Consider the following 16,709-nt stretch of genomic DNA (forward strand, 5'->3'; position numbering starts at 1 on the left):
TTTAAGTATTAAAAATCTAGATTCAAACCAAAAGATATCGTTCTATAAATAGGAGATCCTGCTCTTTGGTAACCATAAGTAGTTGGACTTGTTCTATCGATAGATTCTGGGTTAAACCCAGTATAATCAGCAGCAGTTAAATACATTAAGTTTTGTCCTGTAGCATAAACACGTAATCCTGAAATTCCATACTTAGATAATAAACCTTTAGAAAAATTATACCCAATGTTTATATTACGTAAAGCCACATAAGATGCATCTTGTATGATGTCATTTGTGAATATTTTCTCTTTAATAAAATTTTGATTTGGTGTAGATGATATAAAATCTTGACCGCTATTAAAGTGATTGAAGATGTATTGATCTCCCATGTTTCTAATTTCTGCACCATGACTTCCTTGGAACATGAAACTAAAATCTACGTTTCCAAATTTGAATTCATTTGAAACACTCCATACTAAATCTGGATAAGGATCTCCTAACGCAGCTTTATCTTCATCATCAATAATTCCATCTCCATTTAAATCTTTAACATAAACATCTTGTGCTTCACCTCCAACTGGATGAAATGGATTTGCAAGGTATTCTACAGGAATATCTTTATCTACAACCCATCCGTAGAATGTAGAAATTGGCTGTCCTTCTAAATTGATCCACTCTGCAGCTCTTTTAGAGTCAACATTTGTGATTTGCCCATTAGAATCTGCAAAATTAACCAACGTGTTTTTGTTCGTAGTAGCAATAATTGTAGAATTCCAACTAAAATGTTCGTTAGAAATATTTTTTGTTCTCAACTCAAATTCCCAACCTTCATTTCTAACTTCTCCTAAATTTACCAAAGCACTAGAAAAACCTGTTGTAGTTGATACTGGATTGTCTAAAAGCAATTGATCACTTGTTCTTTGGTACCAATCGATAGAACCTGAAATTCTATTGTTTAACAAACCAAAATCAATACCTGGGTTGATTTCTACCAATCGTTCCCATTTCAATTCAGGATTTGCAATATTTAAAGGTGCAAAACCAGACAATACAGCTCCGTCTACACTTGCCGTGTTAGACTGTAACAATGCTAAAGAAGGATAATAATCTACTAAAATATTACCTGTACTTAAGCTACTAGTGCTACTGCTTGAATCTGGATCAATACTTCCTGTATTCAAACGGTCATTCCCTGTAACACCATAACTTGCTCTTACTTTTAATCTATTTACAACACCACTATCCTCTAAAAATTCTTCATTAGAAATATTCCAACCAATAGAAGCAGCAGGGAAATTACCATACTTATAATCTGAACCAAAAATAGAACTTCCATCACGTCTAAAACTTAAAGAAGCAAGGTATTTATCATCATATGCATAGTTCAATCTACTCACGTAAGAGATTCCTCTTTTTTGCCATTCAAAAGCATCTGCAGCACTAATTGTTGCCGCATTTGTAATTTGTTTTACAGCATCTGAAGTATACCCTGTACCAGAAATTGATGAGAAAAAGAAATTTCTAGACTCTATAGCCATACCTACAGTTGCACTTACATCATGAACATCTGCAATAGTTGTATTATAGTTAAAAAAGTTATCCGATATAATGTATGTTTCTCCTTGAGAAATTTCATTCATAGAAGCAGCAGAAGCTCCGTTTCTATTAGACTTTGTACCTTGCCATCTTGTACGTTTTGTATTTTGATAAGATCCTGATAAGGTTGTTTTAAAACTCAAATCATCTGTAATATTATAACCTGTATAAACACTACCAAACAACTTAAATTTATCATCGTAACGCTCACGCTCTAAAATTTTAGCAGCTGGATTTGTGTTTGATGTATTCCCTATATCAACCAAAGTACTACCATCTCCATACAAATCATAATTGTTAAAATGATATTGTAGCGCATAATCTCCAACTTCTACGTCTGGATATACAGTTCTATCTAAATATTGAATTGTATTTTCATCTTGATACGTTGGCAACCAGTTGGTTTGTCTTAAAATATCGTGCGTTGATCCGTCAAAACGTCTTCTGGTTGTAAAAGAAGGGCTTAAGTTAACTCCAACAGTAAACTTGTCATTCAACTTACTATCAACTTTTAACCTCATTCCGTATTTTTCAAAGTTGTCTGTTAACAGAACTCCTTCATCATTTGCATAATTAATACTTGTAGCATATTTTGTTTTTTTGTTCCCCCCTCTTAAAGATAAAGAGTGACTAGTGATAGCTCCTCCATCAAAAATAACATCTTGCCATGAGCGATCAATACCAATTAATTGCTTGTACTTTGTTTTATCTGACAAATAGATTCCACCATGTTCTTCTCTATGTCCTAAAGCAGCAAAAGCAGTAGGGTTGCTAATTTCTAAAGCTTTGTAATATTCACTTTCTGCAGCAGCAGTTTCTGCGATGGAAAAAGTATATGCATCACTCTGTCTTGCTTCTTTAAAACCAATATATGTACTGTAGCTAATTTTAGTATCTCCTTCAACACCTTCTTTCATCGTAATCATTATGATACCGTTAGACCCTTTAGATCCGTAGATAGAAGACGATGCAGCATCTTTTAAAATTTCAAAAGACTCAACATCATTCATATTTAAAGATCCTAGAAAATCTGAATCTACAATAACTCCATCCACAACAATTAGAGGAGTAGAATCACCAGACATAGAACCAACACCACGTATGGTAATGGTTGGTGCAGCTCCTGCTTCTCCATCTGTAGCTTGGATATTTACACCTGATACTTGCCCTACCAAAGCATCATCTACCCTTGCCACTGCTATCTGATCTAATTTTTCATTTGTTACCTTTGAAATAGCTCCTGTTAAATGTGATTTTTTCTGAGTACCATACCCTACAATTACAATCTCATCCAATTGAGAAGACTCTTCTTCTAAGGCTACCATTAGTTTTTTCTGATCGTTAATTACGATTTCCTTTGCCTTAAATCCTAAGTAGGAAACTACTAATACGTCTCCCTTTTTTACCGAAATTTGATAATTTCCATCAAAATCCGAAATAGCTCCTTTTGATGTTCCTTTTACTATAATGTTTGCACCAGGAATTGGTGTTTTTTCTGCAGTAGACAAAACAATACCTGTCAGATTATAATTCTCCTGAGCAAACAGAGCCATATTGAAAAACAACAAAGCCAATAGCGTTAAACTTTTCTTTAGTTTCATTAGTGTTAGTATTAAGTTAATTTAATAATAATAATGGGATTTTCCCACAGTGACCACCCTTTAACCCGCTATGACAAAGTGCGTCATATAACAAAGTCTTGGTTCACCTTAACACACTAGATACATCGATAATTTTTTATTACTTTTGTAAAAGAGTGTGTTGATTACAGTTCACATACTTTAGATATTACTTCCCTTCAGAATGAAGTAATCTTACCTATAAAGGATGGGCGTGCACCCGTCCTTTATTTTTTTGTCTAAATAATAATTTTCATAGTTCTCATCGTTGTTTATTTATAATAGTTAGTTCGTCTTCAAACTGGTTTACCAATTTGGTTTACCAAATATATATATTAGAATCATTATTCACAAATAATAACCACTATTTATTAGATAAATCACAACAAAAACATAAATATATTATCAAAATACCACAAAACAGCTTTGTAAACTATAAGATTACAAGCTGCTTTGTGGTATCAATACTACTTTTAGTGAAATGATTTTTTTTGCGAGGTCAAACAAACGAATACATTATCTCCTACAGCAATCCTTTTTCATGCTGTTTTGTATTATTATCAACCCCAAAACTTCTTTTTTATTTCTCCATAAAATCCTCTCTAATAGGACTAAACACATCTATCAACAAACCTGCTTCTCTACAAATAGCACCGTGCATTACGTGTGGTGGAATGTAAAATGAATCACCTCCTTTAACCATTTTTGTAACCTCTCCAATTGTCAATTCAAATGCTCCATCTACTACGTATGTTACTTGAGAATGGTAATGCTCGTGCATTTGTCCAATACCTCCTGTTTCAAATTTTGCTTTTACTAGCATGATTTTATCATCATACCCCATGATTTGACGTTGCACTCCTTCTGCTACTGTTTCCCAAGGTGTCTCGCTGTCGAATAAAAACTCTTTACTTGCTCCAAATGTTTCCATGTTTCTTTATTTTATTTGATTATTGAATAGTGATAAGGCCCCTTCCAGTTAAATACCTTATCGTTGATTATTAAATTATGTTCTTTTAATTTTCCTGTATTTTTATTAGCAATGATCAATACTTTTTCATCTCCCCCAGTAAAGACAATGTTTATTGCAGTATAATCTTCATCATCATAAATAACTTTTAAATTCTGAATATGAGTTTTAGCATCTACGGAAAATTCTGACACATGGCTATAACCTCCATGAGGTTCTATTACACTTGCAAATACAGTATTCTGTGCATTTCTTCTAATCATATATCCTGCATCTCTTCTTAAATTAAACTCAGGATCATTTGCTCCAATTCTTGTAAACAACAATTCGTCATTAGCATTAGTTGCTGTAGAAATAGTATAGAATACTTCGTTGTTTAAAAACGAAAATTGACTTACTTCTGACACAGGTTTTCCTTTAGCCTCTAACCACAAATGTTGATATCCATATTTTTCTCCTAATGTTTGCATTGTGTTATAAGTTGTGTAATCAAAATTAGTTTCAATTACCTGCCCTTTAAAATAAAACGGAAAATCATATTGATTTTTTTGATTAGAAACCACTTTCATTACATCTAGCACTAAAGGTTTTTGAGCTTTTGAATTTTTTAGCATCACTAAAGTTCTCAGCAATAACGTTCCTGCATATGCATTTTCCTCTTTTGCGCTAATGATTTGAAAATCTTCTTTTGAAATATCAATAAAATTTAATGAAGAATGGTGTTTACTTCCAATTTCATACTTACCATTATAATGAGAGCTTTCGTTTTGAATAACGGTATTATGCGCAATACTCTGCTTTGCCCAAGTTTTATTTTCTTTTAAATAATTACCTCCTCCTTTTTGCTCAATATTTACAAATCTTGCCAATCCGTAATCTTGAATTACTTCATTACCTTGGTTATACATGGAAAAAGATAGTTTGTCATAATGACCGTGACTCAAACCTTGTGCAGCATATTTAAAAACTAAGGTCAACTCCTCATTATCTGCTCTTAACACACCAACACCTCCTTGTTTTCCATCAGAACCATCTGTCAAGTTGATAGATTTTTTCTCAAAAGGTTTAGATTTTCCATCTCTTACAGCCAAAGCAACAGCTAATCCAGAATCATCTAACAAGACACCATTTTGCTTTTCTGCAATGCTTAACAATTGTGGATTCAGCCCTCCATAGTAATACGCAATATCTACAGCAGTTACCAATTCCCTAGAATAATAAGACATTCCTTTTTGACCATCATTCAACGGAAAAAACTTTCCATCAGCATCTGTCAAATTCAACAAAGCATTTACTGACTTAAGTAAAACTCCTTTTTTATGTTCAAATATTTTTAAATCTGGTCTTACGTTTTGCAATGCTTCTGCAAACACCAAAAAAGGATACATAGCATAACGCTGGTAATAAGGGCCTTCTGTGTAGTATCCGTCAGGTGAAAATGGTTCGTCAATATTTGCTAAAAATCCTGTTTGCTGACCTTCTTCTCTAATCAAGCCTCCATCATTGTCTTTTGCTCCTACTGGCAATCCATCATCTTGCAATCCATACAAAGCTCTTTCTATCAATTCGTCGTCTTGCATTACCAAACCAATCATTCCCACCGCTGCATTTCCCCAAGTACTATGATTGTGTACACGGTTAAAAAACTGTGGATTTTCTACAGAAATAAAATCAGCAAAAGGTTTGAATAGGTTTTTTTCTAATTTTTTTCTTTCTTTTTTAGACAGCCAATCGTAAATACAGTCATACGCTTGACTTGTATACACCAACCAGTTAGAATCATTTAAACATTGCCAAAACAACTTCCCTCTAGCATATGATCTTGTTTGTGGATGTACTGGCAAATCTTTATACATGGCTTCGTACTGAAACAGCATATTACGAATATACACAGCATAAGTTTCGTCCTTCAAAATCTGAAACAACACTCCTGCTTTTTGCATGATCAAAAAGTTTCTCTTGTGTTTTTCGTGTGTGTATCCTCCTGAAAAATCTTTGGGTATAGGTGTTTCAATTCCCAATGCTATTTCTGCATCTACCTCAGCTTTTACTTTTTTTAGTGTAGCATCAAACAAAGGCACATTTCCTAATTCTTTTCTAATTTTTTCTACTCCTGATTGAGTCAAAATCAAACTAGGATGTTCTTGTGATCTAACCTCTAAACAAGAAATGAATCCGAGAAATGATAGAAATAATACGATGTTGTGTTTGATGCTCATAGTTCAGTATTGTTGTTGCTGTATGTTTATTGAATTCCTAAATCTTGTCCGTTAGTTCCTTTATTTTTTAAGGATGATTTTTCTGACAACTTGAAACTTTCTCCATCAAACATTGGATTCAACGTCCAAACATTTTGAACCGTATATTTTTGATCTCCTGTAATATTTAATTTCTCAGAATTGTAAAAATTATTGTTTAACACCTCTACTACTGGCTCTCCAACTACCAAGTGCATATCTACCCCTTTACTATCTTTAAAAATGTTATTTTTTACATCTATTTTTTGAACTCCATATAAAGAAATTGCTGATTTAGCTTTATTTCTTTTGTTATTCCCTACGTTGTCAAAAACTGAATTTTCTAATTCTAAGAAAGGACCATACGTACTTTCATCTGTACCTCCTCTATACAAATTCAATACTGTACACCCAACATCTTTAAAACTATTATTTTTTAGAATTACATATTCCGCATTATAAATTCCAATATCATCTGTTTCTTTATCCAAAGCAACTACAGAACCTGTTACGTCTTTAAAGTTTGAATTTTGAATGCTAATAGTATCTGCAAACGTATTTTTATAAACTCTGATAGCATCAAAAGCATAATTGATGTCTAAGTTGATAAAATCACAATTTTCAATAAACAAATTGTAATTGGTATTCATAGAATATTTACTGGTAGAAATCACGGAATTTCCATTATCATCTGGAGATTTTTTTCCATCAAATGTCAATCCTTCTAATTGTAACGCTCCATGATTTTGAATTTCAAAAAGTACTTTCTTCTCAAAAAGAACAATTGCTTTTTTTATTCCAGATGCTTTTACTGTTAACGGGTGGCTTACTGGAATTGTTTTGGTATTTCTATATACTTCTTCTGAACTCAACTCTAAAACATCACCAGGCTGCGAAGCCAAAGCAGCTTCAACCAATGTATTCAATCCTGCTTTTACCTGAATTGTTTTTCCAGAAGACAATACTACTTTTTTATCCGCTTTAGAATACCAAGAAGCTCCTGTATTCTCTTTGGTTGCTATTTCTGTTGGAATAGTAGCTCCAACTTTTAAGTTTTTATCCGTTGGCACCAGAAGACCCTTATCATTTAAACTTAAGGTCAATTTTTCTTTTACAAAACCATCCTTGGTTAACGCGGTAATATTTGGACTGATAAGATTATTTTTAAATGCAATTCCACTAATATCATCGTAAGCAGTAAACACATCATTTTTAACCTCATTGTAAAAAATATTATCTGCGACAACAGAGTTTAACGGTACTGCACTACGTTCTGCATCACTACCTGCACAAAGCTGTACATTGTCACAGTTGATAAATGTATTGTTGGTTACTTTTGCATCTTTTACTTGGTGGTAACGGTTAATTGTAGAATTTGGAACTCCATTCATAATTACAAAAGCACCTCTAAATCTATTTCCTTTCAAACCAATAGCATAATTATTCACTACCGTTTGTTGGCCATTAATTACTCTAATTCCTCCAGTACATGGCTTATCATTTCCAATAAACACATTTCCTTCTACCAAAGTTCCATTACCATGTCTCATGGTTAGTGTACCTCTACATTCATAAAAAACATTGTTTTTATAAATATTTTTACAAGATTTGTTTGAAATCGTTTCGTGTTCACCATCACATCTATCAAAAAAGTTTGCCTCTACAATTGTTTTAGAATCTGTTAATGAATAATGACTTGTTCCAATACGCAGTGTTTCACCTCCATTAGAACCTAAATTAGGTCTGGGTCCAAAATAATTATGATCTATTCTATGGTTGTTTTCTTGACTCTCTACACTATTCAAACGCACAATCATAGTTACCCCTTTGGTGTTTTTACCTTCTAAATGATTATGATCTACTCTGTTGTTTTTTCCATAAACAGCCAACCAAGTTTCTGTATCGTGACGTTCTGGATTATTATACCCATCAATTACACACTCTGTTAACCTACAATTATTCGCCAATGTTTTGCTATCTTTTCTAAAAGAAATTACTTCTGCTGTTGGCGTAAAACCATTGTTAAAAACCAATCCTTTTACTACTAGGTAACTCCCTGAAATTCTAAGATTTGAATTTCCCTGAAGAAAAACCTTACCACTTTCTTCTGCTCTTACCGTAATTGCTTTTTCTGCAGTTCCATTTCCCTGAAACAATAGTTCTGCGTTTTTCCAGACACCATTTGCCAACACAATTTCATCACCTGGTTCTGCTTCCGCTACCTTTTGATGAAAAGCCTCTACCGTCTTTACATAATTTGAATTTTCTGATGTTTTTGAATTACATGCCATCACAAGAAGGCAAGCAAAGAGTAAAAGATGTTTGATTTTATACATAACTACAATAGATTGGTTTACCAAATTGGTTTACCAAATATATTTATTTAAAACCACTAAACAAAAGAATATTCAATAAAATAGTTAATATTTTAAACAATCCTCATTTTAAACCTACATTAATTAAACAAAAAAGCTTTTAAACAACACCTATTGGGACAAAATAAAAACTATGGAAAACAAAAAAAGGTCGAAGATTTTCTCTTCGACCCATCACCATTTCTTAATTTGTATATTTTATAATTTTGGGGTCAACCCCAATTTTTTTCCTTTTAACAACATCAATTCAAAAGCTTGTTCGTAATTATTTTCTATACAACCGTCTAAAATAGATTCTTTTATGTGATCTTTTATTTGCCCTATTTCCCTACATGGTTTCAAATCAAATGTAGTCATGATTGTTTCACCAGAAATAGGAGGTTCAAAGTTACGAACTCTATCTCTCTCCTCAACTTCTTTAATTTTGTCTCTAACCAATTTAAAATTGCTATGGTAGCGTTTGAATTTGTTAGGGTTTTTAGTTGTGATGTCTGCTTCGCACAAAGTCATCAAACTTTCAATATCATCACCCGCATCAAACACCAATCTACGAATTGCAGAATCTGTAACTTCTGAAGCCAATACAATAGGTCTAGAACTTAGCAAAACCATTTTCTGAACAAACTTCATTTTGTTATTCAATGGCAATTTTGATCTTTTGAACAATTTGTACACCATTTTAGAACCAACAAATTCATGATTATGAAACGTCCATCCAACTTTTTTTGAAAAACGTTTGGTAGGTGCTTTTCCAATATCGTGTAACAAAGCAGCCCATCTTAACCAAACATCGTCTGTATTTTCAGAAATGTTATCAACAACTTCTAATGTATGGTAAAAATTATCCTTGTGTTTCTGTCCCTCTACTTCTTCTACTCCTTTTAAACTGGTCAACTCTGGTAAAATCTGAGTCAACAATCCTGTTCTTTCCAAATGTAAAAAACCTACAGAAGGCACAGGAGCTTCTAATATTTTATTGATTTCTACCATCACACGTTCTCGTGTAATAATTTTCAATCGTTCTGAGTTTTTAGTTATTGCAGACAAAGAGTCACTTTCAATAGTAAAATTCAACTGGGTTGCAAATCGAATCGCACGCATCATTCTTAGAGGATCGTCTGAGTATGTAATGTCTGGATCTAATGGAGTTCTAATAATTTTAGCTTGCAAATCTTGTACACCATCAAACGGATCTAACAAAACACCTAACGAATTTGCATTCAACGAAATGGCCAATGCGTTGATCGTAAAATCTCTTCTGTTCTGATCATCTTGTAAAGTTCCTTCTTCCACTTCTGGATTTCGACTATCTTCCGTATAAGATTCCTTACGAGCTCCCACAAATTCAACTTCTATATCTTGATACCTTAACATAGCCGTTCCGTAGGTTTTAAACACCTGAACTTTAGGCTTGTTTGGTAACAATTCAGCAACTTTTAAAGCCAACTCAATTCCACTTCCTACAGCCACAATATCTACATCTTTGGCAGTACCTCGTTCTAAAATAAAATCACGCACAAAACCTCCTATCACATAAGCGTCCACTTGCAATTGTTTTGCTGCTTCTGTGATAAATTCAAAGATAGGATGTTGTATTGCTTGTCTGTAGTTTTCTAAAATTTGCATTAAGCTCTAATTACGGTTACCTGATTTTGATTTGTGATTTTAAGAATCGTAGATGATTTCTCACAAATTTTATCGTGGTGCAAATTTACTACATAATCTACAGCTTGCAAAATGGCAGGGTTTATTTCCGAAAACTGTTTGGGAGTAGGGTCTCCGCTGATATTTGCAGAGGTAGAAACAATCGGTTTTCCAAAATCTGCAATCATTTTTTTGCAAAAATCATCCGAAGCAATTCGAATTGCAATTGTATTGTCTTTACCAACAGCATTTTTTGCCAAACCCATAGGATGCTCATAAACGATGGTAGTTGGTTGAGTTACTTGGGATAAAATGTCTAATGCTTTTGAGGGTACGTTTTGAATATATTTCTGAAGCATTTCTAAAGAATCTACCAAAATAACCAAACTCTTGGTTTCTTCTCTTTGTTTTATTTCATAGATTTTTGCTACCAGTTTTTCGTCGGTAGCATCGCAACCAATTCCCCAAACAGTGTCTGTAGGATACAAAATGGTTTTATTTTCTATTGAAAACATCCTTCTTAATTTATCAAATCGTTGTTATTCTTCTATACCTAACACTTCCAAAGATTGCAAACTTACTAGTTTGGAATACATTCCTCCCATGGCAATCAATTCCTGATGTGTACCTTGCTCAAGAATTCTGCCTTTTTTCATCACAATAATCAAATCGGCATTTTTTACGGTAGACAACCTATGTGCAATAACAATAGATGTTTTGTTTACCATCATGTTTTCCAAAGCATCTTGTACTACTTTTTCTGACTCTGTATCCAATGCAGAAGTTGCCTCGTCCAAAATCATAATTGGCGGATTTTTTAAAACAGCTCTTGCAATAGCAACACGTTGACGTTGCCCTCCTGACAAAGAACTTCCTCCATCACCAACATTGGTTTGATACCCACGTTCAAATTCCGTAATAAAGTTATGAGCATTCGCAATTTTTGCAGCATTCACAATAGCTTCTTCCGAAGCGTTGTCTACTCCTAAAGAAATATTGTTAGCAATTGTATCATTAAACAAAATAGAATCTTGAGCCACAATTCCCATTTGATTTCTTAAAGATTCTGTTCTTACAGTTCTAATATCCATTCCATCAAAAAAGATATTCCCTTCATTTACATCATAAAATCTAGTCACTAAATTGGCTAATGTAGACTTTCCACTTCCAGATTCTCCTACCAAAGCCACTGTTTTTCCTTTAGGAACGGTCAAACTAAAATCTTTTAGCACATATTCATTTTCGTATTTAAAAGAGACATTTTCAAATCTAATTTCTTTTTCAAAGCCTTGAATCACTTTTGCTCCTTCACTATCTTTTAATGGGTTTACCGCATCTAAAATAAAGCGTACTCTTTCTGATGCTGCGTTTCCACCTTGAATAGCATGACTTGCTTTTGCCATTGCTTTTGCTGGAGTTAAAATTTGATAAGCCAATCCCATGTAAGTGATAAATGCCCCCCCTGTCAATGTTTCTTCTAACAAAACCAAAGTTCCTCCGTAAACAAATAATATAGAAATAGTAAAAACTCCTAGGAACTCACTCAAAGGACCTGCCATTGCCATTCTGGCTCCAATCACATTGTTCATATGATTGATTTCTTCTGATTGTGCTTTGAATTTATTTTTAAAAAATGCTTCTGCCGTAAAGTTTTTAATGATTTTAATTCCACCCAAAGTTTCTTCTATTCGCGAAAGTAAATTTCCTTCTAGCGCAAAAATATCTCCAGATATATTTTTGATTGTTCTACCCAATCTGGAAATTAAAAACCCTGCTACAGGTAAAAACACCAATACAAATATGGTCAACTTCCAACTGATCCAAAGCATTGCTCCTAAGGTAAACAATAACGTTAATGGCTCTCTACCAATCATCATTATAGCATTCATAAATGATGATTTTATCGTAGTAATATCTGCGGTCATTCTTGAAATCAAATCTCCTTTACGCTCTCCTGAGAAAAAAGACACGTGTAATGATGTTACTTTGTTGTAGACATCATTCCTTAAATCTTTTAAGACTCCGTTGTTTAAATAAGTCATGTATACCATAGACATATATGCAAACAAATTCTTTAAGAAAAAGGCAATAATCATAAATATCATCATCCATATCAATGTACTAAACGCTCCTTTATCTTGTGTATTGGATGTGATGAAATAATTCATAAACGCTTCTAACGTTTCTTTATTTAAACTACTAAAACCATCAAAATTTGGCTTTTCATAAACCTTTTCTCCTTCTTTAAACAATACATTCATTACAGGCATTAAAGAAAGCATAGACAATGCTGAAAATAATGAGTATAGAAAGTTAAAAACAACACTTAATGCAAAATTAAATTTGTAAGGTGTTAGGTATTTTATAAAATGTCTTAAGTTTTTCATTCCAAATAATAAATATCGGGCAAAGTTAATACTTTAGCCCTAATAAAACCTTATTCTTTGTTTGTTCATAATTTTGTGAGCACAAAACAAAACATTCCAATTAAATTTGTGATTTTTGAAAAAGAGTATCCATTTTTTCACGAGTCAATACCATATACTTTTATTCCATGAAAATTTTATTCTTATCAGATGTTTTTAGACACCCTATTCATCATGCTCCTACAAATCATGATTGGCTTTTAAATTTATGGTTTCAAGGAGACGACTATGAAATTGTCAGAATCTGTGACTTAGTGATAAGTGACGATATCATCAACTTACTCCCCAAAACTCCCTACGCAACGGTTGAGGAAGAAAATATTTCCCCAATCACGGAGTATTTTAGAGAAATAACAAAACCCTATGACGTTCTTATTGCTTTTGAGTGTACAGAGGAAACACGCAATATTTTAAATTCATTTCACAACAAAATTGTTTTTATATACTTTAGCCCTTTAAGATATTGTGATAGACAAACATTTTCTTTGAGTTCTAACGATCTTTTTTTGCAACAAAAATTAGAATCAGTATCTATAAAAGCCACGGAATACTATTATCAGCAAGCTAATTATGTGAAAGAATTAATCAACAACAATTTTCCAAAATTAGAATATCCTAAAAACAGTACACTTCTTGTGGGTCAGGTTGAAGAAGATTTGTCTGTTTGGAATGGACACACCTTTCTTTGCCTTGATGATTACTTAAGTGAGATTATAACATCTAGCTCAGAAAAAACATCTTTTTATTACAAAGCACATCCCTTTTCAAAAAATAACAACCCAGAAATTAGAGCCAATCCCGTTATTCAAAATACAGACGAAGAAATATACAGGCTTCTAAGTTCTGATTCAATAAACGAAGTTGTAACCACCTCATCTAGTGTTGCAGAAGAAGCTCATTTTTTTGGTAAAAAAGTAACGCAATTTTTACACTCTTACATTCCTGAAAATTCTAAAAACATACCTTATACGATGAGTATGTCTTTTTGGAATTATTTATTTGAAGAAACAAACACACTACAAACAAAAACACTAACTGTTGATTCTATAGATATTAGACCTATTCGAAAATTATACTGGGGTTATAAATCTATTCTGGAACTTCAATCTTTTCAAACAGAACAAATTTCTTCCATCAAACAATCAATTGATGAATTTATTACCGAAAATGATAGAACAACAAATTCTTCCATAAGTATTCTTATCGATCAATTAATTTCAAAAAACACAGAACTTGAAAGACAAATTGTAAAACTTCAAAAAAGAAATATGATCTCTATTTTAAGTAATATCAAAAAAAGAATTAAAAAATCTATGAGATAAAAATCTACTGACTATCAACAAAATACACACGTATATTTTTACCTTTAAAATAGACTCTTAAAATCTAATTGTTTTTACTGAAAAAATCACCCAACGTTACCTCATTACAAACTCAAAGACTAGTCATTTTATTTCTATATTTGTTTTAAAAAAAAATGTTAGGAGTAAATTATATTGGTTATTTTAATGAACCTTGTGGATTAACTGAAGCTACTATTTCAAATGTAAATGCTTTAGAAAAATCTGGAATTGATGTTAATGTTGTTAGTTATCTCTTTAATCACAAAAGAGACTCCTACAACAACAGAGCTATTGAAGATTCTAAAAAACACGATATCAATATTTTTCATATAAACATAGGTACCATAAAAAAATTCATTAAAGATTTAGGCAAATCTCAGTTTAAAAACAAATACAACATCGCTTTTTGGGTTTGGGAATTCATGGAAATTCCTAAAGAAATACTACCATATATGAGCCTGTTTGATGAAATTTGGACAGCAAGTGATTTCTGTGTAAAAATCTTTTCTCAAAAAGCGTTATGCCCTGTTATATGTTTCCCGCATCCGATAGAAATTTCTAATTCAAACCTCAATAGAAAAGAACTTGATTTACCCGAAGATAAATTTATATTCTTAACCATTTTTGACTCTCATAGTGCCATATTAAGAAAAAATCCTTTTGCCGTAGTGCAATCGTTTAAAGATACTTTTGACAAAGACAACAACGATGTGCTGTTGTTGGTAAAGTGTATAAATTTGGATGATTTTCCTGAAGAAAAAAATAAATTTCACAATCTTATTAAAGACAACACCAATATTAAAATTCTAAACGAACGTATTTCAAGAACAGAACTAACCGGGTTGATTCAAAACTGTGACTCACTTGTTTCTCTTCACAGATCTGAAGGATTTGGTTTGACAATGGCAGAAGCCATGTATTTTAAAAAACCAGTAATAGCAACGGGCTATTCTGGAAATATGGAGTTTATGAACATCAACAATAGCTTTCCTGTAAAATACACACTTAGTCCACTCAAGAGCAGCCATGGTATGATAAAAAAAGGATTTATTGGTGCAGATGCAAGCGTTCAGGATGCAAGTATAAAAATGAAAGAAATATTTAAACAAAACAATAAAGATGTTGCGTTAAATGCACAACAGACTATTATGAATGATTTGTCGTATTTAAAAATCGGTAATCTGATGAAAGAGCGACTACTTTATGCTAAGCAAAAAAAGAAAAAAACAATAGTCAACAAATTGTTTAGATTATAGAAGTTAACGAACAAATTAACTTCAGATCAAATCGTATTTATACAAAAAGAGGTTGCTCAATAATGAACAACCTCTTTTCGTTTATTTAAACTAACAAAGACTTGTATACTTCATAGTATTGATATGCCATCGTTTTGTAATCAAATTTTTTAGCTCTTGAAATTAAACTCTGAGAAAATGCTTCTTTCGTTTCTTCATAATCTTGCATCCCTTTTTTATACACATCAACCATATGTTTTGTTTTAAAATTATTAAAATAAAAGGCAACATCTCCTCCTACTTCTGGCAGACTTGTTAATTTACTTAAGAATACTGGTTTTCCAAAACTCATGGCCTCTATAATCGGAATTCCAAATCCTTCTGCTTTGGATGGTTGACACAAAGATGTGCAATTTTGAATCAATCCACATTTTACCTCTTCAGATATATTTTCACAAAAATGAACACGATGAGACATGCCTAAAAAATCTATTTCAGACTGTATTTTTTTCATATAACACGCGTTTTGGTCAGAAACAACCAAAACCAAATCTTCATCTATAAAAGGTAACATTCTAATCAACGATAATTGATTTTTTTTAGGAAATAAAACACCAATATTTAAAATGTATTTTTTGTTTTTTAAATAGGTGTATTTTCCCAAATCGTATATTTTTTTAGATTCTGGAAAACGAACTCCGTTATAAATAACTTTAATTTGTGGCTCTTTACAAAATGAAAACAAGTGTTTATTTTCTATCAGATCATTTTTTGTAAACTCTGAAATACATACAATAACATCCGCATTTTCAATGTTACGTTTTACTTTTTTCAACTCTTTTTTACCTTTCTTCTCAGAAATATTCTCATGTAAAAAATTTAAATCATGTAGTGTCACTACTTTTTTCTGCCTAGGGCTTTTGTAATGAAAATAAGATGATAATTGGTGACTTGTGTGTATTATATTGTATCTAAATGTATGTAACGGAATTATTTTATAAGAACTTCTCCTTTTTACAACAGAAAATCTAGTTTTTAAACTATTTACAGGCTCTAAGGGTCCAAACAAAAATATCCCCTTTTGTTCCACTTCTTTTATTTCAGACAGTCCTATTGCTAAATTCCTAAAAACGTTAGCAATACCTGAATTAAAATACCTCAACCTTTCTAGATCAATTAAAATTTTCAATTCTCTTCCTTTCATTCCAGCATCATTTTTTTTTGCAAAAGTAGCTAATAAATGTCATTCTTAATACTTAAGACACTTCAAGAAAGTATTTCC

At 32.2% G+C, this 16,709-nt stretch carries 10 protein-coding genes; 2 read left to right on the plus strand and 8 right to left on the minus strand.

Going from position 1 to position 16,709, the window contains the following annotated elements:
• Nucleotides 1-8 precede the first annotated feature (8 nt).
• From Q4548_RS11125 to Q4548_RS11155, 7 genes are all read right to left on the minus strand, one after another.
• Nucleotides 9-3,179, minus strand: coding sequence for a TonB-dependent receptor (locus Q4548_RS11125; protein WP_303454958.1), 3,171 nt, complete (start codon nucleotides 3,177-3,179; stop codon nucleotides 9-11).
• A gap of 598 nt (nucleotides 3,180-3,777) precedes the next feature.
• Nucleotides 3,778-4,128, minus strand: a complete 351-nt coding sequence (locus Q4548_RS11130; RefSeq protein ID WP_303454960.1) for a cupin domain-containing protein — start codon at nucleotides 4,126-4,128, stop codon at nucleotides 3,778-3,780.
• A gap of 11 nt (nucleotides 4,129-4,139) precedes the next feature.
• Nucleotides 4,140-6,386: a heparinase II/III family protein gene (locus Q4548_RS11135; RefSeq protein ID WP_303454962.1), complete on the minus strand. Its 2,247-nt coding sequence runs from the start codon at nucleotides 6,384-6,386 to the stop codon at nucleotides 4,140-4,142.
• A 26-nt stretch (nucleotides 6,387-6,412) separates the two neighbouring features.
• Complete coding sequence (locus Q4548_RS11140; RefSeq protein WP_303454965.1) at nucleotides 6,413-8,695, minus strand: chondroitinase-B domain-containing protein; 2,283 nt, start codon at nucleotides 8,693-8,695, stop codon at nucleotides 6,413-6,415.
• A 282-nt stretch (nucleotides 8,696-8,977) separates the two neighbouring features.
• Nucleotides 8,978-10,405, minus strand: coding sequence for a CCA tRNA nucleotidyltransferase (locus Q4548_RS11145; protein WP_303454968.1), 1,428 nt, complete (start codon nucleotides 10,403-10,405; stop codon nucleotides 8,978-8,980).
• Nucleotides 10,405-10,938, minus strand: coding sequence for an L-threonylcarbamoyladenylate synthase (locus Q4548_RS11150; protein ID WP_303454971.1), 534 nt, complete (start codon nucleotides 10,936-10,938; stop codon nucleotides 10,405-10,407). Before Q4548_RS11150 ends, Q4548_RS11145 begins: the two co-directional genes overlap by 1 nt.
• A 24-nt stretch (nucleotides 10,939-10,962) precedes the next feature.
• On the minus strand, nucleotides 10,963-12,810 hold the full coding sequence (locus Q4548_RS11155) for an ABC transporter ATP-binding protein (protein WP_303454974.1): 1,848 nt from the start codon (nucleotides 12,808-12,810) through the stop codon (nucleotides 10,963-10,965).
• Between the two features lie 167 nt (nucleotides 12,811-12,977).
• Here Q4548_RS11155 and Q4548_RS11160 point away from each other — a divergent pair, with 167 nt between their 5' ends.
• Both Q4548_RS11160 and Q4548_RS11165 read left to right on the plus strand, forming a co-directional pair.
• Nucleotides 12,978-14,171 (plus strand): hypothetical protein, encoded by a 1,194-nt coding sequence (locus Q4548_RS11160; protein ID WP_303454976.1) that lies wholly within the window; start codon nucleotides 12,978-12,980, stop codon nucleotides 14,169-14,171.
• A gap of 155 nt (nucleotides 14,172-14,326) precedes the next feature.
• The gene (locus Q4548_RS11165) at nucleotides 14,327-15,448 is read left to right on the plus strand and encodes a glycosyltransferase (protein WP_303454978.1); all 1,122 of its coding nucleotides are present in this window, start codon (nucleotides 14,327-14,329) and stop codon (nucleotides 15,446-15,448) included.
• A gap of 85 nt (nucleotides 15,449-15,533) precedes the next feature.
• On the opposite strand, the gene Q4548_RS11170 is transcribed toward Q4548_RS11165, so the two are convergent.
• Nucleotides 15,534-16,631, minus strand: coding sequence for a glycosyltransferase family 1 protein (locus Q4548_RS11170; protein WP_303454981.1), 1,098 nt, complete (start codon nucleotides 16,629-16,631; stop codon nucleotides 15,534-15,536).
• Between the last annotated feature and the right edge of the window lie 78 nt (nucleotides 16,632-16,709).

It is taken from the genome of Wenyingzhuangia sp. 2_MG-2023 (assembly GCF_030548295.1).
Classification (GTDB): Bacteria; Bacteroidota; Bacteroidia; order Flavobacteriales; family Flavobacteriaceae; genus Wenyingzhuangia.

Excerpts from the sequence above, each read along its gene's own strand:
- Q4548_RS11125 (WP_303454958.1), bottom strand. The coding sequence starts at position 3,179 with ATGAAACTAAAGAAAAGTTTAACGCTATTGGCTTTGTTGTTTTTCAAT.
- Q4548_RS11130 (WP_303454960.1), bottom strand. The coding sequence starts at position 4,128 with ATGGAAACATTTGGAGCAAGTAAAGAGTTTTTATTCGACAGCGAGACA.
- Q4548_RS11135 (WP_303454962.1), bottom strand. The coding sequence starts at position 6,386 with ATGAGCATCAAACACAACATCGTATTATTTCTATCATTTCTCGGATTC.
- Q4548_RS11140 (WP_303454965.1), bottom strand. The coding sequence starts at position 8,695 with ATGGCATGTAATTCAAAAACATCAGAAAATTCAAATTATGTAAAGACG.
- Q4548_RS11145 (WP_303454968.1), bottom strand. The coding sequence starts at position 10,405 with ATGCAAATTTTAGAAAACTACAGACAAGCAATACAACATCCTATCTTT.
- Q4548_RS11150 (WP_303454971.1), bottom strand. The coding sequence starts at position 10,938 with ATGTTTTCAATAGAAAATAAAACCATTTTGTATCCTACAGACACTGTT.
- Q4548_RS11155 (WP_303454974.1), bottom strand. The coding sequence starts at position 12,810 with ATGAAAAACTTAAGACATTTTATAAAATACCTAACACCTTACAAATTT.
- Q4548_RS11160 (WP_303454976.1), top strand. The coding sequence starts at position 12,978 with ATGAAAATTTTATTCTTATCAGATGTTTTTAGACACCCTATTCATCAT.
- Q4548_RS11165 (WP_303454978.1), top strand. The coding sequence starts at position 14,327 with ATGTTAGGAGTAAATTATATTGGTTATTTTAATGAACCTTGTGGATTA.
- Q4548_RS11170 (WP_303454981.1), bottom strand. The coding sequence starts at position 16,631 with ATGAAAGGAAGAGAATTGAAAATTTTAATTGATCTAGAAAGGTTGAGG.